Consider the following 22,340-nt stretch of genomic DNA (forward strand, 5'->3'; position numbering starts at 1 on the left):
CTTGAACCCCGACTCAGATCAGGGGAGGAAGGATGGCGCGGGCTCATCCTCAAGCTGGCAGATAGAATACCAGCTACAAACCCGATCTGGACGGGAACTCCGGGATCATTCGGCTCCAAGCCGACGCTACCGTCAATCCCAGAGAATATGCCAGGAGGCTTGTCCGTACAAGCGGACGCTGTAGCTATGAGCCTGGCCTACGCGTCTATTCATTAGGCATTAGCGCCAGCACATAAAGTTCTTGAGACGGCTTGCTGCATTATGACTGTACAACTCAACAGAGCCTCTTTTGCTTACATCCACCCAGGAAGCTCACCGACGAGGATTCGGCTCGGCCTGACGTCTTGACAGTGCCTTACTGATCTCTGAAAGGGTGTCGATCATAAACCCACCTAGCAAGGCGCATGCCGCTTTAGATTGGCAGCGCAAATCACAATTATAGTAAAAGAAAGAGATTGTAAGTGTTTGATTTGCGTAGAGGTTTTGTGCGAAACAATTTAATTGTGTTCCGTAAAGCCCAAGTAGCCAATTAATGCGAAAGCCGTTGTGAAAAAATACAAAAAATATGCTCCCAGGTCTTAAGCAATTGATTACCAAGGCATGACACACTGTAAGGTGCGATGAGGGGTCGTCGATTTACAATATAGCTAATAATATATTGCCTGAAGTATTACATTGGATTTTTCAGCCTTATATGATTGACTTCATACAATCAGCTTGGTATTGCTTTGCAGTGTCAATCGCGCTGAACTGCAAGCCGAGGAAGAGATGCGGGAGATACTACAAAAGGGCCAGCTGGTTGTTTTTGAGGGCAAGCGCTGCAAGATCGTAAGCTTCGATAAAACTAACGGCGTACTCGTCCAGGACAGAAGTGACGGTTCCTTTTCCTACGCATCACCTGAACAACTCACTGCGGTAGAGGAATCTGACAAAACTGATGAACTGAAGAAAAATTTGCATGCACTTTGGTTTGACGACTCTAGGGTAACGCCTGAACAACGCACGCTTGCCTCTAAGCGTGAGACGGCCTTCATCGCGTATCGCAGCAAAGAGCTCTCGCGAGTTGAAGCAGCGTTGTCAGTCGGCATGTCCGTGTCTCAGTTTAATCGAAAGCTAAAACAATATCGCCCCGAGTACGGTGCGATTTCAATTCTGGCCATCCCTCGTGGACGCAAGAAAGGTACGCGCCTTCTATCTGGAGAAGTAGAGGCTATCATAGATTTTTGTATCCAAACGTACTACCAAGGGACAGGTGCGACCTTAGAAAATGTTTACCAGCAGATTGATACAAAGTGCACGCTAAGTGGTTTGCCTACTCCGTCAAGAAACGCTGTTTCTAAACGTTTCTACGAGATTCCAGCTTTCGATAGATGCCGAATGAAGTACGGCCTAGAGAAGGCCAAGCAAAAATTCGGAATGAAAACTCGCTCCAAGAAAGTATTGCATGCACTAGACTTTGTTCAAATTGATCACACAATGGTGGATTGTTTTATTCTAGATGATGCGCGCGTCCCTCTAATGAGGCCATGGATTACCATGCTCATAGACTTGCGTACGCGTGTGGTTTTAGGTTATTACATATCTCTATGTCCGCCTAGTGCAATCAGCTGCGCTATGGCGCTTGTTAATGCAGTATTCCCAAAAACAAAGGCGCTACTTGAATTTAATGATCCCGATATCTTGTACATATGCTACGGATTGATGAAGGTTATTCATTCGGATAATGCCAGTGAGTTCAAAAGCGAGATTTTTGAAGCTGCATGTACAGCTTATGGTATTGATGCGGTCTTGCGTCCATTAGGCGCGAAGCACTTTGGCGGGCATATCGAACGACTCATCGGCACCTTCATGGGAAAGGTACATTTTTTACGAGGATCAACGCAGTCCAACGTTGTGAAAAGGGGAGAGATTGATCCGGCAACTCAGGCCACGAGGACGCTGGATGAATTCGAGCTATGGTTCGCTAGAAGTACTAGCATATACCATGATACGGAGCATAGGGCTCTTGAAGGGCGAACTCCTTTTGAGGTATGGATAGAGGACATGACTACGCCAAGCGGGCAAGACATTATGCCTCCCACGCCCGTAGACCCGAGAACATTTGCTTTAGATTTTTACCCAGAAGACCACAGGGTTGTATCTCCTAAAGGCATACTGTTCAAAGGAAAATATTACGACGATCAGATTCTTCGGGATATGGTGCGCGAGACAGTTTATTTCAAATATGATCCCAGAGACCTAAGTCGCTTATTCCTTAAGGTTAATGGCTTTTATCACGATATCGTTCAATGTGATTTGATGGGGCCAGCTATGAGCGAAAATCAATACATACTGCGGGCTCCCGAAAAGCGTAGAAAGTCCGGAGCGGTGCGATCTGAGCGCAGTCATCGTCTACGTGAAAAAAACAACGAACAAGATATCGAAACCGCCAAGGAAACCAAACGCGCTCGCAAGAAACGGAATGCTGACGCAAAGCATGCCAAGAAAACCCAGGACGTCATAGGGGCACCCGCAGCGCCAGAGGCATCAAGTCCGGCAGTCAAGGAAATCGATCCAAACCGACCACGTCGTAAACTTCGCTGGGAGGATTGATATGGCAGGTGAGCATTTAGACCCTTCTCGTAGGCACCTGCTAGATCTGCCAGTGATTGAAAGGATTGCCGTGATTAAGAAGGATCTATGGGTGCATCATTCTCAATATGACCAAATCGAATTCATCATGAAAATGATGATGAGTTATCATGGCAATCAAATCTCAGCTGAATGCTTGGCCGTTTTGGGCCCAACGGGAGCAGGCAAAACTAGCTTCCTTGAGGCCAGAAGGCGCTCCGGTGATAGCTGGGCGCATAAACTCATTTATTTCGATGTCAAGCCAGAGATCGGGTACCGGAAATTCGTTGCCCAACTGTTCGAGGCTGTGGGGGAGCCAAGGCATGCGGATGCCGCAGTACGAGGTACTTTTAGCTATGAAAATTTTGCGGAAATTTTAAGGCTGAAAGGAAAATGTGGCTTGGCATTCGATGACTTTCATGGTCTAGGGAAGAATAAGCGCGACCAGCTTGATCTAATTTTGGGTTTAATCAGGGGACTTACTGCAAAGCCTTGCAGTCTATCCATTTTTGGGTTTGGCCTTCCTGGTGCGGAAAACCTATTTAAGAACGAAGACCAGCTAGCTAGGCGGGTTGAAAGGATCAAACTTGATCCGTGGCAGGAGAAGGATCCAGAGTTGTTGGATTTTCTGGATATGCTCGAACAGCTATATCCCTTGCGGGAGCGCTCTTACCTCACGGATCCAACAATAGTCCGTACCCTGCACGAACATTCAATGGGGGTTATAGGAATCATGATCAACCTATTGAAAAGTGCAGCGTGCTACGGCATTGTCACAGGGATTGAAAAAATCACTGTCGAGAACATAAAACTTGGCCACAAAGCTGCATCGGGCTGGGTACGTTACCTAGGTGACTCTTACTTAGAGTCGCCTGTATGAATCAGATTGCATACGTCCCCAACATAGTTCAGGATGTCGCCGAAACCGAAATTGCCATGGCTATCTCACACAAACTGCGGGACGGTGCTGGAGGAAGGGTCTGCCTTCATGGTGAAACTCTGAGCGGGATAACCACGGTTCTGTATCGCCTGTGCCGATCTCGGTTAACTGGGCTAAACTCTCCATGGCTGCTTAGGATGACACCAATACCTCATCTGTTAGGTGTCAGAGCTGCATTGCTCCACGCTATGCGGCTACCTAATGAAAGTGTCATGTGGAAAAATACAACGGTCATCCCTCGCTTCCTAAGTGAGTACCTGATGCACTCCACAATCAAAGTAATGCTAATTGACGATATTCACCTGATCCAGAAGCTCGGAAAATTGGAAAGGTCTGTATTTATAAGTATTATGCAGGCAATGATGGAGCCTCCTTACTCTGTAATTTTTGTACTGGCTGGAAATTTTTCTATTTTTCAACCCAAGGTCGTTGGCTGGAGTAATTTTGAGCTAGAGCCTCTACACTCCATCAAGAAATTTGGATCTTCGAAGTATGTTCAAGCGTTCTCCAATGCATTTTTGGCGGAGAAGGCCGTGTCCATGCCGAACTTGGTACCTTATCCGTTGATGCCCATAGATGACGCAAGCACCATCTTGAACCTGACCAAGGGGTATATCGGAGAGGTGGTCGCCTTTTTGTCCATCTTTGCTCGCGAATACCAAGGTGCTGAATGTTGGGCGGTTGGTGTGAATGCTTTCAGTAGGGCGAGGAGTCGCTATAGGCCACGTAATGGTTAAGAACGTGAAGCGGCCCGCGCAAGACGAGACATTTTCGTCATGGCTCTATAGGGTTTGCATGACGCGCTCAGCCTCTGATTACAACGCATTCACTATGGCTTTAAAAGCCATGATTACTCGGGAAAGCCGCGCCCCTGAGACGGTGCTGGCTAGCCAAGAGTCTGACCAATGGCGCTGGGAGTCCACTGATATTGACTACGACATGGATCTGATTCGTGAGGTCATCGGTAGATATCTCTCCAGTTTCGATGTTAAGCAGGACTATTTTGCATCAACCTTCAGCTTGGTCGTGCCGCACGCCATGCGAAACCATTATTGTCCTGAATGCTTGAGGGAGGACATCACTGCAATCGAATTTCCATGCTGGCGCAAGGCATGGACTTACTGCATGACAGCATATTGTTATCAGCACAAGCGCTTGTTGGTAACGATGCGATCTGGCCCAAGCACGTATGATCGGGCATGGCAGGCGTTCAAGGAGGAGGCGTCCGACTCCCCATCGAATGCTTTCAGGATGATGCGTGACCGCCTTGCGATTCGGGTTCAGCGCTGGTATTTCAGGCGGCCGAGCTTCAACACCTTGGGCCTTGAGAACACTCAGAGCACCAAGGCCCTGTTTGACCTCACCTACTCACTATTGCTGAAACAAAGAACCCGGTTCGAAGGAGGAGGATATGCTTGCGCACTGGCACGTGAGAATAGAGGCCAGGTAATCCCAAAAAGCATGCCCTTGACTGAGCGCATCCAAACAGGAATGAGCATCTCAAGCCCGCTCCAGCGATCCTATGCGTTGATTCTCACAGGAATGACTCTCGGCCTTATTCTGCCATCACAGATAACCAGATTTGTCGGGTTGGCGAAGCAGTCCGGCGTCCCCTGGCCAAGCACTCCGTTTGTGATAGGCAAAATGGCCATCCTTTATTCCAATCGGGAAGAATACCTGGAGCTGAGAAAGCTTTATTCCGCTACTCCCCCTGACCTCATTGCTCGATGTGCCGAATTTTTCCGAGGGCTTGAGCATGCTGTGTACTCGTTGCGAGATGAATATTCTTCCCAGGATCGTCTGTGGTTGGAGAGCGGAGCTCCGCATAAGCGCTGGTTGGTTTTCCCAGACCTCTGAGGCGAAGTTTTTCCTGCGTTCTCATTGTGTAGAAGGACGGGGCCTGCACCGTTCGAGAAAGGGGATTCACTACGAGCTTTGGAACATAGATACCGATGGCCGTCAGGATCTACCTTCAACAGATTTTTTCAAATGTCGGCTAACCGTCTGTCTGCTGACACCCAGCTGTCGAGCCACAGCAGACTGGCTGAGGCCCTGCCCGATGAGTTCCCGGATCTGAGAACTAAGCTCTTCCGCCGCAGCGGGTACTGGGTGAAGTACATCGGAAGGGCTGGATGGGATTTCAGTAGTCAGCAAGCCGGCTGAGGCCAGGTCACCCGTAAGGTGGTCAAGAACCTCCTGTGGGGTTTGACGCCGTTCTGCGGCATACGCCAGAACCAAAAGGGAGAGGGGATCGATCCCGAGGGCGCATGCAATGCTATGGCTCACGTCAACCGTGACTGAATGCTCACCCGCTTCAAGCCGGCTGATGTAGGAGCGGTCAGCCGCCTTGCCCAGCGCATCCTGGGACGATTCATGACGTGTGCGCAGGAATTTGAGGGTCGAGCCGTAGGCAGAGCGAAGCGACATGAGCGTTTCCGTTCAAATCGAACGATATGCTGAATTTGCTTTGTCACACGCAAGTGCATATATTCACCATCGTGGTCAGGTGGCTTGCTCCTCGCAATCGCACCACCCAGCTACACCCGTCATCGCAATTGATGCGTAAACCGAATTTAAGCACTGAGGAACTGGACGCCGGGCATCTTTTCGGTGAACCGGCACCCAATCTCTACCCTGGTAGCAAGGCCTAAAGCACTCACCACCCATGAAAGTCCTCATCTACTCAGACCTGCACAACGAATTCGACCGCTTCATCCCCCCAGATGTGTCGGCGGATGTGGTCGTGCTCGCCGGCGACATCGATCTCCAAGCACGAGGTGTTTTGTGGGCAAACGAGACCTTCAGAGCTCCAGTCGTGTACTGCGCTGGGAATCATGAGTGCTACAAGGGGCATATCGATCGAACAATAGAGAAAATGCGAGCGGCAGCGGCACCTCACGTTCACGTGCTAGAAAACGAGTCGTGGGTCTTCGGGAATGTCAGATTCCTGGTCGGTACTGCATGGACGGACTTTTCGGCCACGGGGGATACGGTCGCCGCATCCATCACCTGCGGTCGGGTGATGAACGACTTCAAAATGATCAGGGCCGACTCGAATTATCGGCGCTTGCGGCCGGCCGACCTCATTGCCAAGAACCACGCCGCGCGGGAGTTTCTTAGCCAGGAGCTGAGCCGGCCATTCACGGGGAAAACATTTGTCGTCACTCACCATGCCCCAATGGCTGAGGTAGCGGGCGATGAGCACGATGGGCATGTCAGCGCTGCGTACTACAACAGGTGGCACTCCTTGGTGGAACAGGCCGACTTCTGGGCGTTCGGCCATACCCATTTCTCCGTCGACACTGTCCTGGGTGGGTGCCGCTTGATCTCGAACCAGCGCGGGTATCCTCGGGAAGAATGTGGATTCGACCCGTACAAAATCATTGAAATTAACTGAGGAATAGCGAAAGCGTGAATGCCTGTGAACAGACCGGACTCCCAATGCGGGTTGTGCGGGCGAGTGGTATCGAGTGGGGTATCACCATCGATGCGTATTTAATGAACGCTGCTCGGGTGGGTGATCGCTACACGGCTCTCGTCTACGGTGATCAGTCCGGTGCGATCAGTAATGGCATGACCGTCGTTACCCCGCCGGTTCGTGCTGTCGAGCAACGCGGGGGATTCACGCTGATGCGGAGTTTGGGAGGCAATGATCACTACGTAATCGTCTCCGAGCTTCCGGAGTCTGATGACGCGGAGGCCTGAGTCCATTTTATCGCTGGGCAAACAAGCCCAGGATAGGGAGAGTCAGGTCATAGCCAGTCGAGCACCTCGTTGCTGATCTGATTTGGTCGCGATCTAACTTTTTGGCAGTAAACCATGTATTTCCGTCATGGGGAGGGCACCTGCCTGCTCGCCAGCCCCCCAACATGACCAAATTAACCCAGTACAAACATTGTGGAGCATTTAAGGAAAGGTATGTCCGATCTCAAGAAGATGACGCTCACTGTCAAGAATTTCCACCTCCAGGCGAGCGGTGACCTTGACGCGCTGTATACCCAAGTTCGGTGTGAGGATGACCAAGGTAATACATTCCACTTCAAAGAAGTGGTGATGCTAGCTTACCTCAAGCGGCACGGTGCGATGGTGACTGATGCTCCGCGCACTTGGTTCTATAAGCATGTAGGCAAGAAATCGATTGTTCTGGTTGCATTCGAAAAGAGCAATGGGAAGGTAGAGTATGACCTTGATCATATGCGGCTGGTAGCCAGATCGACCGTTTTAAAGGGAATTGTGTTTGGGGTGGGATCCATTCCGGCCGGCTTGATTGCTGCGACGGCAACGTTCGGTCTCGGCTTGTTGATCATTCCTTTAGGCCTATTTTACGGTTATAGAAATATTTTCAAATTGCCGAAGATGCTGCGTCACAAGACCTTGGTAAACGATCTAGCCTCATATGATATTGTCGTAAAATAGTGGGGCGTGCTCTAACCCACTAAGTGCTACTGATCAATAAGGGAAAACGACATGATCGCGGCGGTAATCTTTGACCTTTTTGGTACGTTGGTTGAAATCCAGAACCGCCAGAATCCCTATCGACAGCTGCTCAGGATAGGAGTGCAACAGGGCCGGGCCGCGTCTCCGATTGACCTGCGCTCGATCATGGCCATCAATGGCGGCCTTAGAGAGGCCGCTGATTTTCTGGGGATCCAGGTGTCCCGAACGCAGTTGGCCAACCTCCAGAGCTGCCTCGACGTTGAGCTCCAGTCCATTAGGCCTTTCGATGACGCAATGCCTGCCATCGGTCTTCTCCGTCAGCATCAAATCAAAATTGCTTTGTGCTCAAATCTGGCGGGGCCCTATTGCTCAATCGCTAGGAAGCTTTTCCCCGATCTCGATGGCTATGCACTGAGTGCTGAGTTAAACCTGCTAAAGCCAGATCCGGCGATATATCGGAGTGTCTGCGACATGCTTGATGTTCTTCCGGGTCAGGTACCCGGGGTGAGCGATGCGCAGGTATTGATGATCGGCGATTCAAAGCGCTGCGATGAGCATGGGCCACGTGCTGTAGGTATCATAGGTCATTTCTTGGATAGAAAAGAAGGAGGGAGTATCAAGGATTTACTCTCGTTCGCCCAGAGCATCACAGCTAGCAACCCTTGATTGAGAGTATTGCCCCCATCAACTCTCTGAGAAGTTGTAACGTAAGCTTTCCGGTTGTTTGAGGGAATGGATGGCGGCACAGCTGCGATCAAGGTCAGACGAGCCCACCGACACCTTCGATGGCGATGATGAATGCCTAGACCGGGGTGTGATTGATGCATCACTGGCAAACTCTCAACGCACCAGACAATAGACTAATCAGTGATCATTGACGCGTCTTTTGCCCGGCCATTTGATTGCTCGAAACGGACTGCCGTTTCGAGTGCTTTCAGGAGCGCAACCCGATACAACGGCAGGCAGGAGATCTGATTCGCCCCGTTGACCTCCTATCTGCCATCACCGATCCCCGTTCCGGCTAGACCTAACTGTCTACGGGATTGAAGCTTACGGTGAAAACTGATCGCACCAATCCTCTGATAAACTGCCAGCCTTTTGCGGTGTGATTAGCGGATGACAATGGAGTGGCAACCTTCTTTTCTGTCGCGGCTGTTCAGAAGGGCGGCGTCATGGCGTCTGACGATCGAAAACGATGAGCTCAGCGTCACGCTGAATGACCAAACGTATCCGATACCGCTCGAAGCGTTCTCCTCGCTGCGCTTCCATGAACGTCTGTTGTGGACGAACGTGACCGTCTGGATCGGTCACGAGGTCAAACTCGTTGGGCTGTCCCATGCTGCACGCAGCAACTTGGATCATCAGCTTCGAGCCGTCACGAGCAAGCAGCATTTCCGTGCTTACTACGCCAAGATCATGGCCTGGCTGAAAGAGGTTGATCAGGTTGTGGTAACTGCAGATGCCGAGCATCGATGGCTAACGCACGACATGCAGCAGGATCTCCTCTCGAAAAGGAATGCCCTGGGGATCGACGCTGCGAAGCTCAAAGCGTTGTTCGATTCTCCTGTCATCCAGGTGGCGTTGGGGGATAATAAGCCGCGAGTGCAAGGGCGGTTGCGGCAATGGTCTCAGGACTGGCCTGAGCACTGGAAAGCTCGAAACCAGGTTCACATGATCCGCGAGCTGGATGCATGTTCGCACCTGCTCGATCACGTCGAGTCCCGGGAGCTCAATGATGAGCAAGCAAAAGCCGTAGTCTGCTTTGACAACCGGGTTCAGCTGATTGCCTCCGCCGGCTCTGGCAAAACCTCAACGATGGTTGCCAAGGCGATTTACGCAGTTCATCGCGGTTTCGTAGCGCCATCCGAGATCATCATGCTGGCCTTCAACAAGGATGCCGCACAGGAACTGCAGGAAAGGGGTGCTCAGTCACTCGCAAGGCTTGGGATGGCCGGAGTCACGATCAACGCACTGACGTTCCACTCCCTGGGCCTGAAAATCATTGGCGGCGCGACGGGCAAGAAGCCGAGTGTTCCCAAGTGGGCCACCAGAGCGGATCTCGGGCTGGAGAAGCTTGGGGTGATCGTCGACACGCTCAAGGACAGTTCAGGTGAGTTCCGCACCAAGTGGGATCTTTTTCGCCTGGTCTTCGGGCGGGATCACTCCACCGCGCCGTTAAGAGATGTGGCGGAGGCTTTCGACCGAGAAGGGGAAGCTCGGCTGATCACACTCAATGGCGAGCATGTCGCAAGCCAAGAAGAGCGATTGATTGCCAACTGGTTGTTCTACAACGGTGTCGAATACGCCTATGAGCGCCCCTACGAGCACGATACAGCTACCGCCGAGCACAGGCAGTATGTGCCCGATTTTTACTACCCAGAGCTGAATCTCTATCACGAGCATTTCGCCTTCGACGCAGACGGCCAAGCGCCCGCACATTTTGAGAATTATGCGGAAGGTGCCGACTGGAAGCGAAAGACGCATGCAAGCTACGGCACCCAGCTTATCGAATCGACCTCCCATCAATTGCGGACGGGTGAGATCTTCGAGCACCTCGCACAAGAGCTGGCATCGCGTGGTGTTGTACTAGATCCAAACCCAGACCGCCCGATCCCGGATTCCGGCCTGGTGCCCCTGGATCACATTGACCTGGTGAAGGTGCTCCGAGCGTTCATTTCGCACTATAAGAGCAACAGCCTGACGGCGGACAACCTGCACGAACGCTATGACGCTCTCCCGCTCAGCGTCTTCAAGTTCCGGTACAAGATGTTCCTGGAGCTCGCTATCCCGGTGATTGAAGGGTGGGATGCCGCCTTGAAAGCAGATGGCGGTATTGATTTTGAGGACATGATCAACATGGCAGCAGACTGCCTTGAGCGTGGCTACCAGTCGCCATATCGTTTGGTCATGGCCGACGAGTACCAGGACGCATCACGCGCGCGTGCGCGGCTCTGCCGAGCCTTGGTTCAGGAGCCCCACAGTCACCTGTTCGCTGTAGGCGATGACTGGCAGTCGATCAACCGGTTCGCTGGCGCCGATGTCAGTGTCATGACAGGGTTCGTCGACTGGTACGGCCACGGTGAGGTATTCCGATTAGAGAAGACTTACCGATGCCCTCAGGCCATCTGCGATGCGTCCAGCCAGTTTGTGGCCAAAAATCCGGCTCAATTGCAGAAGACTGTGATTTCTGTGACTGAGCCTGTAGGCCCAGCTTTTCAGGCATTTCAGCTATCCAGCAGGGATCAGGTTAGGGATGGTTTGCGACAGTACCTGGATGACCTTTACAAGCAGCTTTCGACCGGTGTGATTCCTGGTGCCAGTGGGCGGCTGATATCGATCTTCGTGCTTGGACGGTACAAGTCCGATGCGCAGTTCATCCCTCAGGGATGGGAGCAGCGCTATGGCAACAAGCTCGAAATCAGATTCAAAACCATCCACACCTCGAAGGGTGACCAGGCCGACTACGTTCTGATTCCTGGAATGATGGTGGGAGGGTTCCCGAGCCTGAAAGGTGACGATCCGGTATTTGGTCTGGTCATGCCTGAAGGCGACACATACCTGTATGGCGAGGAACGCCGGCTTTTCTACGTGGCGTTGACCCGAGCGCGTAGGTCAGTCGCCATGTTCACCGTGACGGCGAGAAACTCCCCATTCCTGACCGAACTGGTGAAAGACGGTGTCGTGGTGGTTACAGACATCAAGGGTGAACCGATCCGGGAAGAACGATGCCCGGTCTGCCAACATGGTGTCGTGCTCCAGCGCACCGGCAAGTTCGGTGATTTCAAATCCTGCTCAAGCTTCCCTCGTTGCAAATACAAACCCGAAAAGCCAAGGCGCCAGGGCGGCCTACAGAAAAAGTTCACTCGACAGCGCTGAGGTGTAGGCAACACCCACGACTGCTCTTGGATAGCGCTAAGCATTCATATGTGGCATATAGCCGCTATTGAGTGCGCGGCGGTCAGATTGTGGCTAAGTCGTTATGAATTTGAAGGCGAGTGCGGCAAGGCTGTACGGCAGGCCAAGAACCAGGATCAGGATCAGGACATGCTAGGGAAAATCGTACGCGGCGTCAGCCGCTGTTGGTGGGCGCTCGTCGCCGGTGGACGGGCAACCCGGCGATCGTTCACGGCTTGGCGTAGTCAGGATGGACTCTTTTTCGAGCCGTTGACGCCGGTGCTAGTGGAAGACGGCAGGGCGGCACGGTATGAGCGCGAACTCTTGCGAGCGCTACAGAACGATGAAGTGCTGAACATCGCGATCACCGGTGGCTATGGGGCAGGGAAGAGCAGTGTCCTGAAGACGTTTTTCGAACACCATCGCAGCTTCAAACACACTTTCGTATCGCTGGCCACATTCACCAAGGCGAACGCGCCTACAGCTGTTACGGTGAAGCCACTTGATGAAGCGTCTGACTCTATAGCGCCCGAATTAGCGTCGCCGGTACCGGTTGCAGGCGGTTCCGATACGACAGCCAGTGACGACCTGATCAAACGGATCGAAGAGACGATCGTCCAGCAGCTCCTTTACGCGGTACAAGCTAAGCAGCTACCCAAGACACGGCTCAAGCGCATTTCTCACGCGTCAACGCTGCGCGTTTGTTGGCGTACCCTGTGCGTCGCAGTGATCGGTATCTCCGCACTGCGCCTGGCGGTACCGAAGCTGCAGACCCTCTCCGAGGTAGCTAAGGATTGGGCATTGAAAGGGCTGATGTGGCTGCCCGAACTCGTCGCCCTTGGTGTCGTAGTGGCAGGCGGTGTGTGGGCCCTGTATTCAGGCTTGAAGCTTCTCTCACTCTTCAGCGTTGATGGCCTGACGCTCAAGGGGGGTAAGCTTGAGGCAACTCATCATGGTTCGGTACTGCACAAGAACATCGACGAGATCATCTACTGCTTCGAGCGCAGCGACATCGATGTTGTGGTGATCGAGGATCTGGACAGGTTCGACATCCAGGAGATCTTCTTCAGGCTGCGCGAGATCAACTTCATCATCCGCCAGTCCCCCCAGGTCAAGCGTCCTATCCATTTCATCTATGCGCTGCGGGATGAGATGTTTACCGTCACAGATAAGACGAAATTTTTCGACCTGATCATTCCCATCATCCCTGTGGTGAACTCGGAAAACTCCCGTGAAAAACTGGTCGAGCTGCTGGGCCAGCGACATATGGGTGGTCAGCCGCTGAATGCAGGCCTCACGCCCAAATTGATCGAGACCGTGGGATATCACATCGACGAGATGCGGCTGATCAAGAACATCGTGAACGAGTTCGATATCTACGCGAATATTCTCGCGAATGATGGCTTGCCGCTTGATCCGAACAAGCTCTTTGCGATGGTAGCGTTGAGGAACCTCCATCCAGATGTCTATTCGGATCTACTCAAGCGCAAAGGTGTGGTCTACCAGGTCATCGAAGGCTATCCCACGTGGGTCAAATCTGAGATCCGGCGTCACCAGGCTGCCATCGCTGAGTTAAAACAACGCCGAGAGGAACGAGAAGCGGAAGTCGCCAGTGACATAGCGGGCCTTCGCGCATGTGTCTGGTTTGAGTTAATCCGCAAGGGAAACGTCCACCACGCCAATAACCTGTGGCTGGAAGACCATACAGAGATCTCCCTGATGGACTTTGTCACGGACAGCGTCTTTGAACACGTAGTCAGTCAGCGATACGTCTATCCTTACGTGAGCTCCAGGTCATTGGGATACCAGAGAGGGGAACCGTTGGGCCCCAAGGCGGTGCTACAGGAGCTGTCATATCCTGAGCGTGTCAAAGGCCTTGAGGTGTCTCTCGACGAGATTGATGACGAAATCAGCGTCATCCAAGCAAAAATCACCGGGCTCAAGACCATGCCTTTCCGGGCCGCCTGCAGCAATGCCTATGGAGAGTCATTTGGCTCCATCCTCAAAGGCTATGAGCTGATCACTTTCCTGCTACGACGAGGCAATCTGGACACCGATTACACTGACTACCTCGGCTTCTTCTACGAGGGCTCGCTGACCCAGTCGGACAAGATGCTCACCATGGCCCTTGCCCGGGGCGAAATGCTTGATGTTGGTACGCCCATCCGAAATCCCGAGCGCGTAGTGAGCAAGCTGGATTTCGACTCGATCGACAAGGGCAAAGGGCTGTTGGTGCACTTGATGGCGGAGCTCGTTCGCCCCCGGCACGATGATGTCCACGCTAGGGAAGAAAAGCTGTCGGTAATCATCAAGAGCAGCTTTCAGCACTTGGCGCGCCTTTCAGAGGTGGTCGAACTGCTGCCCGATGACGCGAAGCCTGGGCTCTTCAAGGCATTGTTCAAACATCATCCCAACGTTATCAATGAGCTCGTCGCCTACGACAAGGCGAACCTGGTGCGCGAAGATTTGGTGATCATGGTGTTGGACAGTTTGATGGCCGACCAGGTCAAACAGCTTGAAGGGCGCAGCGACACGCTCTTCAACGTCATCAACGATCTGCGTAATGTTTCGAAGCTGATTCCCGGATTGGCCTCAAACCAGATGGGATGGGCTTGGCTCAGACAAAGGCCCGCGCAGTTCTGGAATGTCAGCGAAACATGCACCTTTGACGAGCTCAAAGCGCTGGTGGAGTGGGGGTGTCTGGCGCCTACATTGCGGATGTTGGTGCTGCTATGCAGCCCCCTGGAACCTGGCACCAAACCGGTCATGGTTTCGCATCATCAGCTTACCCAGTTAGAGCTCGTGGGCTTCGATCAACTCATCGGGCAATCGGCCTCCGAATACGTGTATGAGTTGCTGAGTCAGGAGGGAACCCTACCTGAAACGGAGAGCTCACTGCTTGATCTGTTTGCATTGGTGGACGGTACCAAAGACATGGAGACGCTTCAGCTAGCGCTCTTCAAACACACCGACTGCCTGATAACGGATCTTGAAAAGCTTCCTCATGCACTTTGGTTGCCGGCTCTGAAGTCTGCGCGACTGTGCAACCTCGGGGATGCGGTTTGGACATTGTTCAACCGCGTCATCACCAGCACCGGAGACGCCTCATCGTCCGAGGCAGAACGGCCAGATCTTGGTCAGTCTGCTGTTCCAAGTTTCCTAGATTTTGTCACACGCCATTCAGCTAGCCTGGCCAAAGAACTTTGGGCAGGCGACGGCGATGAGGAATTGCAAACGTTCATTATCCAGCAAGAGCAGCTCACCAATGACACCCTGACGACCCTTTTCTCGTCGATCGTCCTGGCGCCTTCCGTGCTGTTGAAGAGCAAAATCCCGACGAGCCGGTGGCCCTGTTTCTCCAACGCCTCCTTCGTCCCATACAGCTCAGAAATCAGGCAGCTTCTAGCCCAGTATGATTCCTCCCTGGAGGCACGTTACATTGCCTACCATTGGCGGGACGCACGTGACACTCTCAGCCTGTCTAGCTTGCCAGTTGGCTTGGTTACAGCCCTCAGCCGTTCAGGTGTTGCGTCATTGGTCGATACCATGACGATGTGGCAGGGCATCACCGCAGAGATGTTCAGCAGTTGGGAGGGCTCGGTTGTAGAGCTGGCCAACGCTTGCGTCCGCGCAAACAGGGAGCAAGCCACATTCCCGGGCAGCTACCTGTCTGTGATTCTGCATTGTCTTTCGGATGTCTCGTTGAGCACTTTGCAGCGGACAGACATGGTCATCCAGGCGTTGCAGATGAATTGTGCTTGGACTGACGTGGCACCGGTGCTCCCTCTGCTGGGAGAGGAACATGCCGAACTCGTTGGGAAGAAGCGTGCACACCTTCCGCCGTCCTCAGACGTAAGACGGCTGGTCGAGGCCCTGAAGCGTCGTGGGTTTGTAGGGGTTGTGAGGTATGAGGCCAAGCGTACGGTCGTTTTCAACAAACGAAGCCAAATGGCCTAACCTGAAATTGGCTTGGAAGGTCGAACCGCAGACTTGGCTGCCGGCGCCGTTCAGGCATCAGGAGTAGGGAGCTGGAGCGGATCATGAAAAGAGACTTTCTAAAGATCTACGTGGACAGCCAACCGCTATCTCAGCAAGCTGTGGACGCCCTTAGGCGATATCACGAGGCCATGGCAGCCGAGCTTCCAGCAGAGGAGGTCGAGCGTTTGCGGACTGAAGGTGAGGCCATTTTTCAGGCCGTATCTGATTACCAGCTGAGGGCGATGGGTATGCCATCTCCGACACTGCAATGATGTTGCTCAGAAGTCTGATTCTGAGATGCCACGGGGTCGGAAAAGGGTGGAGGGGATAGTGGTTTTGTCGGGCTTGAAAACGAGATGGCCAGCCCTCTGCCTGTCACTGCTTCTGTCAGGGCACGCCGTTGCGGGCGGTGATGTTCACGTCAGGGATTATTACAGGAGCAATGGCACCTACGTGCAGCCTCACTGCCGATCTGCGCCTGACGGTGTGTTTTCTAACAACTGGACTACGTTGGGCAACGTGAATCCACACGCAGGTGAGGCTGGGCATCTAGCGGCTCCGCCCGCGCAAAGTGGGCAGTCATGCCAACCAGGGAGGAGGCTGAGCTTCTGGGAATAACCACAGGCCAGCCCTTGATAGGCATCGAGTCGATAGGTCGGATTAAGGACGGGTTTCCCATTGAGTACTACAACACCGTCTATTCAACGACCAAGAGCCGGCTGCGAGTGACAGCGGGATAGAGCGGGTCTTCAGGTTAAGCAGACAGGGGCTAGTTGCATTAATTCAGAGGCTTTGCCGCTGCTGTAAACTTCAATGGACTGCAGCGGCTTCTCAGATATCCGTCCGAAAAGGAATTGATCATATCCACCATGCTTCAGGTGTTTCTTCTCTACTCCTTGATATAGATCGATGCTACTTTATATTCAGCACGTTATTTATGTCGAACATTTTTACAATATCTCTATTATATTTCCCATATTGCAAGGTTAGAATTTCTTCTTTATTTTTCACGACACCAAAGGCCTTAATTAAATCTAGCAATGCGTTAAACTCATCAGGTGCACATGCAGGATTAGCAAGCAAGTGAGTTCGCTTGCTTAGAATATCGACAAGGTCAGCTGTGCGCGCAAGCTTAGTGCTGCCAGTGTAGCGTTCTTCCAAGCTTAAAATTCCGGCCAGCTGGTCTGGAAAGCTACCTGCCTTAACGAGCTTGACTTTTTCAACGGGCTTGTTGGCAAGCACAGAGTGGTTTAATTCAAATCTATATATAGAGTCGAAGCACTGTTGGTAAGGGTGTATGTGAGTGTCAGTGTCAAATATTTTGCCTTCCTTGAATGTCTGATTACAGATTTTGCAAGAGGGTACGTGATTATAAAATGATAAGGCCAGATAAGGGAAGGCGTGTTTCGGGTAAAAGTGGTCAATATCATAAAGCATCATGATTTTGCTTTTAGGTGCACCCTTTGCAACCTTTATTATCTTTGCTGGCTCGTCATTGCAATACGGGCAAGTTGCCTGCTCAAAAAGTAACTTTTGGTAGCGCCTGAAGCAATGATCGCTGCCGCGATAAGACGTATAGTTGAATACGTTTTTCAGCAGGATGTCTCCAAATGGCTGCGACTTGGTTTTACCTTTGACTGTTACAAATAGATCTTCCTCATGCAGAATGCTTTGGGCTGTCGTTATGATTGGCTTAAGCTGGTCGGGCTTGGCGGTAATGATATGCTTGAGATAAGTGGAGTCCTCTAGCTTTTCCACATATTTCAATTGCCTTGTCTGCGCATCGCCGCCAACCTTATCGAAGTGCTCTTGGCTGGATACTATCGCTCTGAGCCTACCGGCTTTTGAGATCAGAGCGTGCTTGATCGGTTGCTTGAATCTATTGACAGGATTCAGATCAGTCCACATTTCCTCGACAATGTCAGCTAGAAACTTGGTGACATCGGCATATTGGGTGGACAAGTGGTCATGGATGTTGATCATTGTGCTTCAACCCGCTTGCGGATATGGAAGCTAATGACATCATCATCAACCACAGAAAGCGCTAGCCTAAGGTTCTCGGCATCCTGTTGACTCAAGGACGCTTTGTCGAGAAGTTCAAATACTTGTTTTAAATAGTCAGAGGACAGATTTCCGCTTCTTTTCTGGTTCAGCCCAAATGAATATTGATAGATATCGTAAATATTGGCAGCAAACGTTTTCTGCCTTTTTGCGATCTGATTGCTTCCCTCGATGCAACTCTCTTTCTCATGATTCAAAATGACCACGCATTGGTGAGGCAGGTCGCTAATGAGGATGGGGGAGTGAGTCGTGAAGATGATTTGCACTGTGCCTTCAGAGAGTTCGGGCAAGCACTTTATGAGTCTTTCTACAAATTCCAACTGCCATTCTGGATGGAGATAGAGGTCGCCCTCATCGATACATATTAAAGTGGCACGCTTTCGATCCGATTTATATCTATAGCTATCCACACCATTCCATATGGAACTAAACAAATTCAAATAAGCTTTCTGTCCCGAGCTTACGCCCGCCCAGCCGATAGAGCCAAACCTCAAGGCTAGGACGATGTGCGCCAGGTTTTTGTACCAAAAGGATTCGCCTGGATCATAGTCAATTGTAAATACATACTTCGACCCTTTCAGGGTGTCGTCGATATCGAAATGTTTTTCTTCAAGGAAATTTCCAAGCCCTATCAGCGTCGTAAGCGCTTCAAATAAAGGCAGGTCGGGATTCCACGGGGCTACATCATTTTCCTGCAAATAGCGATTTCGCAGCCCGTCGATGAGTTCTTCGAGCTCCAGTTTAGGATTATTCTCCAGAGTGTGTACGATGTGAGAGATAAGCCCCTGATCCAAAGCGTCGCTTTCAAGCAGTACTTTCAAAAAACCCATTTGGATGGTTTGCCTGACTAGATAAAGCTTGCCTCTATCCCTATTAGATTTTCGAATCCCTGCCAGATAGTTCAATATAGGCCCGGCTGGGGCCTGCCTAGATACTTGATCGTGACGATTGATGAATTTATCAATTTTTATTTCAATTCTTGGTGGCGCTGACAGGTCTAGACCCTTAAACTCCTTTGATCTAAAGAACTCAACATCATTTATGAAATCAGATTCTCTTGAGTCCCGATTTTTGGCGAGAGTTCTAGGGTTGTTCTTATTGTTGACGGAAACATCAGCAACAACATCTCCAAAGTCGATAAAATTTTTATCGAATACGTTAGAGAAAAATACTGTGTCCATTCCTTCAAACTCGTCTCGACTTACGACCTCAGCAATATTAAAGCTAGAAGAAATGGTTCTTTTAATATTGGTTGACAGATAAAAAGATCCATCAATGGCGAAAACCATCAAATATTCATCTTTCAGTTTCTCGCTACCATTCACCACTCGGCATATCAATTCTAGTGAGTTGGTTTTGCCAGCACCGTTTATCCCGAGTACTCCTGTAATGCTCGAAATATTTTCGCCAAACAGATGGGGCATCGGGCGCTTCTCAAAGCGCTGAAGAAAATAACCTGTACCGTCGAATTTGAAATCAAATTCATTAGAAAGACTGATTCCAAAATTCTGCAAATTCTTGAATCTTTTTACCCATATAAAGCAAAGCTGCATTAGATCATCCTTGTAATTCTAAATCTCATTTATGTCATGAGGTCACTGCATAAAAAGATACGTGGCGTAATGCCATTCTTAGGAATTCTACCTGACCGGTGAAACCGGTGCAGCATGGTCAGCTGATAAAAAGTACCGCGAGAGGTGTTCTTGCCCATCGCCCCGTCGACGCAAATTTTTTGTTACGTTTGCAGCCTGCGCCCTGCGGAGTAACTGCCTGGCGAGGCGTATGACCCTCTGCTAGCTTTTTGCCACGACCAACGTCCAGGAGTGGGCAAGATGCAGGCGCAGGTGGATATCCGTTCATGGCTTCTTAAGCAAAATGACTGGCTTCAGGAGGCAGCAGACCGGCTGCTGAAGAAGGGCGAAATTGATGCACTCGATGTCGCGGATCTCACCGCGCTGATCAAAACACCAGCCGGAAGTAAGCCGTCATCACATCGCGAGTTTGCCGAGTTAAGTCACCGCCATACCGTCCAGGATGAGCTGAGGCTCATCCAGATTGGCGAGGTTGCAGGCATCGAGAACCTGGAGCCTCGCAGGCCTCTAGAGTTCGGCTCGCACAACCTTTCTGTTATCTATGGGCACAACGGATCAGGCAAATCCAGCTACACCCGCATCCTGAAAAAGCTCTCAGGAAAACCTAGAGCCGCTGAGCTCAAAACCAATGTCTTTAAAGCGGCCCCTCCAGCGAGTAGGTGCCAGGTCACCTCTGAGCTGAACGGCCAACAAAGCGCGCACGAATGGCACGTTGGCCAGCCCCTGATCGAAGCGCTGCGCAATATCGACATTTTCGACAGCGACGAGGCGAGCCACTACCTGACAGCTGAAAGCGCTGCCACCTACATCCCGTCTATCGTCGGCTTGTTCGAAAAGCTCGCCGTCGTCGTAGAGCAGGTGAGGGATGCCCTAGCAGTCGAGCAATCCAAGCTGGTTACAGCCTTGCCCCAGATGCCTGCCATTTATGACGGCACGCCAGGTAAGCGCTTTTACGAGAGCTTGGGGGCAGTGACGCCAACCGTGTTGAATGAGGCATTGACCTGGAAGCCAGAAGACGAGAGCCAGCTTACTGGCTTGATTGAGCGCTTGAAGGCAGAAGATCCAGGTGCTTTGGCTGTTCAGCGGCGACGCACCAAGGCGGAATTGCAGAAGGTTATCACCGCGCTGAGTGGCGGCGCCGAAGCCTATTCTGACCAAAGCCTTAAGGCGATCAGGGGGCTTAGGCAATCAGCCCAAGAAAAACGGCAGACCGCACTTGAAGGGGCCAAGATCAAGACAGCAGAGCTCGAAGGTGTGGGGTTACCTACGTGGAAGGCCATGTGGGAGGCTGCACGCGCGTTCTCAGCCTCGCCGTATCCGCACGATCAGTTTCCGGTCACCCATGACCAGGCGCGCTGTCCTTTATGTCATCAAACGCTGGATGAGCAGGCACAGCATCGACTTCAAGAGTTTGAGGCCTTCGTCCAGGGCAAGCTGGAAACAGATGCCAAAAACGCAGAATCGCTGTACGACAAGGCCTTAGAGCAGCTGTCGAAGATTCCGACAGAGCAAGAGATCACCACTCAATGCGAAGCAGCTGGACTGGGCTCTAAGGAGTGGTTTGAGTACCTCAAGGCGTTTTGGCTAACAGCATCACAAGCCCGGGCCGCACTGCATGCCCATGAAGCTGTGCATCCAGCACAACCAGTCGCCCCCCAGGCCGAAACAATCGCGTCGCTTACGGATTACGCAGGGCGCCTTGACGATGAGGCTGCTCAGCACGAAGCGGATGCTGTGCAGTTCGATAGAGCACAGGCGAGTAAGGAAAAACTGGGTCTGGAGGCGCGCAAGTGGATTACCGAGCAGGCAGTAGCCGTGCGAGCAGAAGTCGATCGGCTGAAAAAATCCAAGGAGTATGATGCTTGGAAGGCACTCACCAGCTCGCGGGCGATTTCCACCAAGGCAGCTGAGGTGACCCAGGCGGTAGTGACTGAAGCGTATGTCGGGCGCTTCAATCAGGAGCTGCGTGCGCTTGGTGCACACCGTATCCAGGTCGAGTTAATCAAAACCAGAGCGCGAAATGGTGTGGTGTTGCACCAGGTTCGACTCAAAGGTGCTCAAGACGCGCGCACCCAGCCTCAGGGAGTATTGAGCGAGGGAGAGCGCCGCATTATCTCACTCGCGGCGTTTTTGGCGGACGTGTGCGAGAAGCCAGGGGCAGCTCCCTTTGTTTTTGACGATCCTATTTCCTCCCTTGATCACGAGTTCGAATGGGCTGTCGCTTGTCGTCTGGTGGCGCTGGCGCAAACAAGACAGGTCATAGTCCTCACGCACCGACTGTCGTTGTACGGGATCTTGGAAGACCTGGCTCGCAAGGTCAGCGATGACTGGAAGTCCAAGCATTACCGCGCTATGCGAATCGAATCTTACGGCGGAGTTGCCGGCCACCCGTCTGATCAGGATGTATGGAATGCGTCGACCAAGAAGGCGAACAACATCTTGCTGACCCGGCTTACGGAAGCAAGAAAGGCCGGTGATGTCGGTGGCGCCGACGCGTACCGGGCCTTGGCGCAGGGAATTTGCAGCGAGTTTCGTAAGCTCGTTGAGCGATCGGTTGAGGAAGACTTGCTCAACAAGGTCGTGCTCAGGCACCGGCGGGGAATCCAGACCGATGGCCGACTCCGAGCTATCCAGGGTATCCAGCTGGAGGACTGCAGGCTGATTGATGAGTTGATGACGAAGTACAGTTGTTATGAGCACAGCCAGTCGACTGAAATCCCGATGTTCATTCCTGAGGAGGCTGAGCTGAGGGTTGATCTCGAAGCGTTAAGCGTCTGGCGGGAACAGTTAAGCAAGCGGCGCGACGCTGCGGCATAACAATACCCCCC

The 22,340-nt window shown here is 52.0% G+C and carries 16 protein-coding genes; 13 read left to right on the forward strand and 3 right to left on the reverse strand.

The features are described from left to right. The first annotated feature begins 768 nt into the window (after positions 1–768). The 4 genes from LOY42_RS12795 to LOY42_RS12810 are packed head-to-tail and all read left to right on the forward strand — an operon-like array spanning position 769 to position 5,407. Positions 769–2,592, forward strand: a complete 1,824-nt coding sequence (locus LOY42_RS12795; RefSeq protein WP_258600960.1) for a Mu transposase C-terminal domain-containing protein — start codon at positions 769–771, stop codon at positions 2,590–2,592. A gap of 1 nt (position 2,593) precedes the next feature. After that, positions 2,594–3,490: a TniB family NTP-binding protein gene (locus LOY42_RS12800; protein WP_258600962.1), complete on the forward strand. Its 897-nt coding sequence runs from the start codon at positions 2,594–2,596 to the stop codon at positions 3,488–3,490. Next, positions 3,487–4,287 carry a hypothetical protein gene (locus tag LOY42_RS12805; protein WP_258600964.1) on the forward strand — a complete coding sequence of 267 codons (801 nt, stop codon included), beginning with the start codon at positions 3,487–3,489 and terminating at the stop codon, positions 4,285–4,287. Before LOY42_RS12800 ends, LOY42_RS12805 begins: the two co-directional genes overlap by 4 nt. A gap of 58 nt (positions 4,288–4,345) precedes the next feature. Beyond that, positions 4,346–5,407 carry a TniQ family protein gene (locus LOY42_RS12810; RefSeq protein ID WP_408981071.1) on the forward strand — a complete coding sequence of 354 codons (1,062 nt, stop codon included), beginning with the start codon at positions 4,346–4,348 and terminating at the stop codon, positions 5,405–5,407. Positions 5,408–5,509: 102 nt separating this feature from the next. On the opposite strand, the gene LOY42_RS12815 is transcribed toward LOY42_RS12810, so the two are convergent. Beyond that, positions 5,510–5,977 carry a helix-turn-helix domain-containing protein gene (locus tag LOY42_RS12815; RefSeq protein ID WP_258600968.1) on the reverse strand — a complete coding sequence of 156 codons (468 nt, stop codon included), beginning with the start codon at positions 5,975–5,977 and terminating at the stop codon, positions 5,510–5,512. A 238-nt stretch (positions 5,978–6,215) separates the two neighbouring features. Here LOY42_RS12815 and LOY42_RS12820 point away from each other — a divergent pair, with 238 nt between their 5' ends. The 8 genes from LOY42_RS12820 (at position 6,216) to LOY42_RS26625 (ending at position 16,599) form a co-directional block, all read left to right on the forward strand. Then, positions 6,216–6,947: a metallophosphoesterase gene (locus LOY42_RS12820; protein WP_258600970.1), complete on the forward strand. Its 732-nt coding sequence runs from the start codon at positions 6,216–6,218 to the stop codon at positions 6,945–6,947. A gap of 14 nt (positions 6,948–6,961) precedes the next feature. Further along, positions 6,962–7,255, forward strand: a complete 294-nt coding sequence (locus tag LOY42_RS12825) for a hypothetical protein (RefSeq protein WP_309475691.1) — start codon at positions 6,962–6,964, stop codon at positions 7,253–7,255. A 213-nt stretch (positions 7,256–7,468) separates the two neighbouring features. Then, on the forward strand, positions 7,469–7,966 hold the full coding sequence (locus LOY42_RS12830; RefSeq protein ID WP_258600972.1) for a hypothetical protein: 498 nt from the start codon (positions 7,469–7,471) through the stop codon (positions 7,964–7,966). Between the two features lie 51 nt (positions 7,967–8,017). Further along, a complete protein-coding gene (locus LOY42_RS12835) occupies positions 8,018–8,653 on the forward strand; it encodes an HAD family hydrolase (RefSeq protein ID WP_258600974.1) in 636 nt (211 codons plus the stop codon). 456 nt (positions 8,654–9,109) lie between these two features. Further along, positions 9,110–11,863, forward strand: coding sequence for a UvrD-helicase domain-containing protein (locus LOY42_RS12840; RefSeq protein WP_258600976.1), 2,754 nt, complete (start codon positions 9,110–9,112; stop codon positions 11,861–11,863). 168 nt (positions 11,864–12,031) lie between these two features. Then, positions 12,032–15,838, forward strand: a complete 3,807-nt coding sequence (locus LOY42_RS12845; protein ID WP_258600978.1) for a hypothetical protein — start codon at positions 12,032–12,034, stop codon at positions 15,836–15,838. A gap of 83 nt (positions 15,839–15,921) precedes the next feature. Next, the gene (locus LOY42_RS12850) at positions 15,922–16,131 is read left to right on the forward strand and encodes a hypothetical protein (protein ID WP_258600980.1); all 210 of its coding nucleotides are present in this window, start codon (positions 15,922–15,924) and stop codon (positions 16,129–16,131) included. A 309-nt stretch (positions 16,132–16,440) separates the two neighbouring features. Then, complete coding sequence (locus LOY42_RS26625; RefSeq protein WP_408981072.1) at positions 16,441–16,599, forward strand: UTRA domain-containing protein; 159 nt, start codon at positions 16,441–16,443, stop codon at positions 16,597–16,599. A gap of 172 nt (positions 16,600–16,771) precedes the next feature. On the opposite strand, the gene LOY42_RS12855 is transcribed toward LOY42_RS26625, so the two are convergent. Together LOY42_RS12855 and LOY42_RS12860 are read right to left on the reverse strand one after the other, a co-directional pair. Continuing rightward, positions 16,772–17,842: a hypothetical protein gene (locus LOY42_RS12855; protein ID WP_258600982.1), complete on the reverse strand. Its 1,071-nt coding sequence runs from the start codon at positions 17,840–17,842 to the stop codon at positions 16,772–16,774. Beyond that, complete coding sequence (locus LOY42_RS12860) at positions 17,839–19,473, reverse strand: ATP-binding protein (protein WP_258600991.1); 1,635 nt, start codon at positions 19,471–19,473, stop codon at positions 17,839–17,841. The genes LOY42_RS12855 and LOY42_RS12860 overlap by 4 nt, the downstream gene beginning before the upstream one ends. 279 nt (positions 19,474–19,752) lie before the next feature. On the opposite strand from LOY42_RS12860, the gene LOY42_RS12865 reads away from it, so the two are divergent. Then, complete coding sequence (locus LOY42_RS12865; RefSeq protein ID WP_258600993.1) at positions 19,753–22,329, forward strand: AAA family ATPase; 2,577 nt, start codon at positions 19,753–19,755, stop codon at positions 22,327–22,329. Positions 22,330–22,340: the final 11 nt, after the last annotated feature.

The sequence above is a fragment of the Pseudomonas sp. B21-023 genome (assembly GCF_024749165.1).
Taxonomy (GTDB): domain Bacteria; phylum Pseudomonadota; class Gammaproteobacteria; order Pseudomonadales; family Pseudomonadaceae; genus Aquipseudomonas.

Excerpts from the sequence above, each read along its gene's own strand:
- LOY42_RS12815 (WP_258600968.1), bottom strand. The coding sequence starts at position 5,977 with ATGTCGCTTCGCTCTGCCTACGGCTCGACCCTCAAATTCCTGCGCACA.
- LOY42_RS12835 (WP_258600974.1), top strand. The coding sequence starts at position 8,018 with ATGATCGCGGCGGTAATCTTTGACCTTTTTGGTACGTTGGTTGAAATC.
- LOY42_RS12865 (WP_258600993.1), top strand. The coding sequence starts at position 19,753 with ATGCAGGCGCAGGTGGATATCCGTTCATGGCTTCTTAAGCAAAATGAC.
- LOY42_RS12850 (WP_258600980.1), top strand. The coding sequence starts at position 15,922 with ATGAAAAGAGACTTTCTAAAGATCTACGTGGACAGCCAACCGCTATCT.
- LOY42_RS12830 (WP_258600972.1), top strand. The coding sequence starts at position 7,469 with ATGTCCGATCTCAAGAAGATGACGCTCACTGTCAAGAATTTCCACCTC.
- LOY42_RS12820 (WP_258600970.1), top strand. The coding sequence starts at position 6,216 with ATGAAAGTCCTCATCTACTCAGACCTGCACAACGAATTCGACCGCTTC.
- LOY42_RS12795 (WP_258600960.1), top strand. The coding sequence starts at position 769 with ATGCGGGAGATACTACAAAAGGGCCAGCTGGTTGTTTTTGAGGGCAAG.
- LOY42_RS12845 (WP_258600978.1), top strand. The coding sequence starts at position 12,032 with ATGCTAGGGAAAATCGTACGCGGCGTCAGCCGCTGTTGGTGGGCGCTC.
- LOY42_RS12840 (WP_258600976.1), top strand. The coding sequence starts at position 9,110 with ATGGAGTGGCAACCTTCTTTTCTGTCGCGGCTGTTCAGAAGGGCGGCG.
- LOY42_RS12805 (WP_258600964.1), top strand. The coding sequence starts at position 3,487 with ATGAATCAGATTGCATACGTCCCCAACATAGTTCAGGATGTCGCCGAA.
- LOY42_RS12800 (WP_258600962.1), top strand. The coding sequence starts at position 2,594 with ATGGCAGGTGAGCATTTAGACCCTTCTCGTAGGCACCTGCTAGATCTG.
- LOY42_RS12810 (WP_408981071.1), top strand. The coding sequence starts at position 4,346 with ATGACGCGCTCAGCCTCTGATTACAACGCATTCACTATGGCTTTAAAA.
- LOY42_RS26625 (WP_408981072.1), top strand. The coding sequence starts at position 16,441 with ATGCCAACCAGGGAGGAGGCTGAGCTTCTGGGAATAACCACAGGCCAG.
- LOY42_RS12860 (WP_258600991.1), bottom strand. The coding sequence starts at position 19,473 with ATGCAGCTTTGCTTTATATGGGTAAAAAGATTCAAGAATTTGCAGAAT.
- LOY42_RS12855 (WP_258600982.1), bottom strand. The coding sequence starts at position 17,842 with ATGATCAACATCCATGACCACTTGTCCACCCAATATGCCGATGTCACC.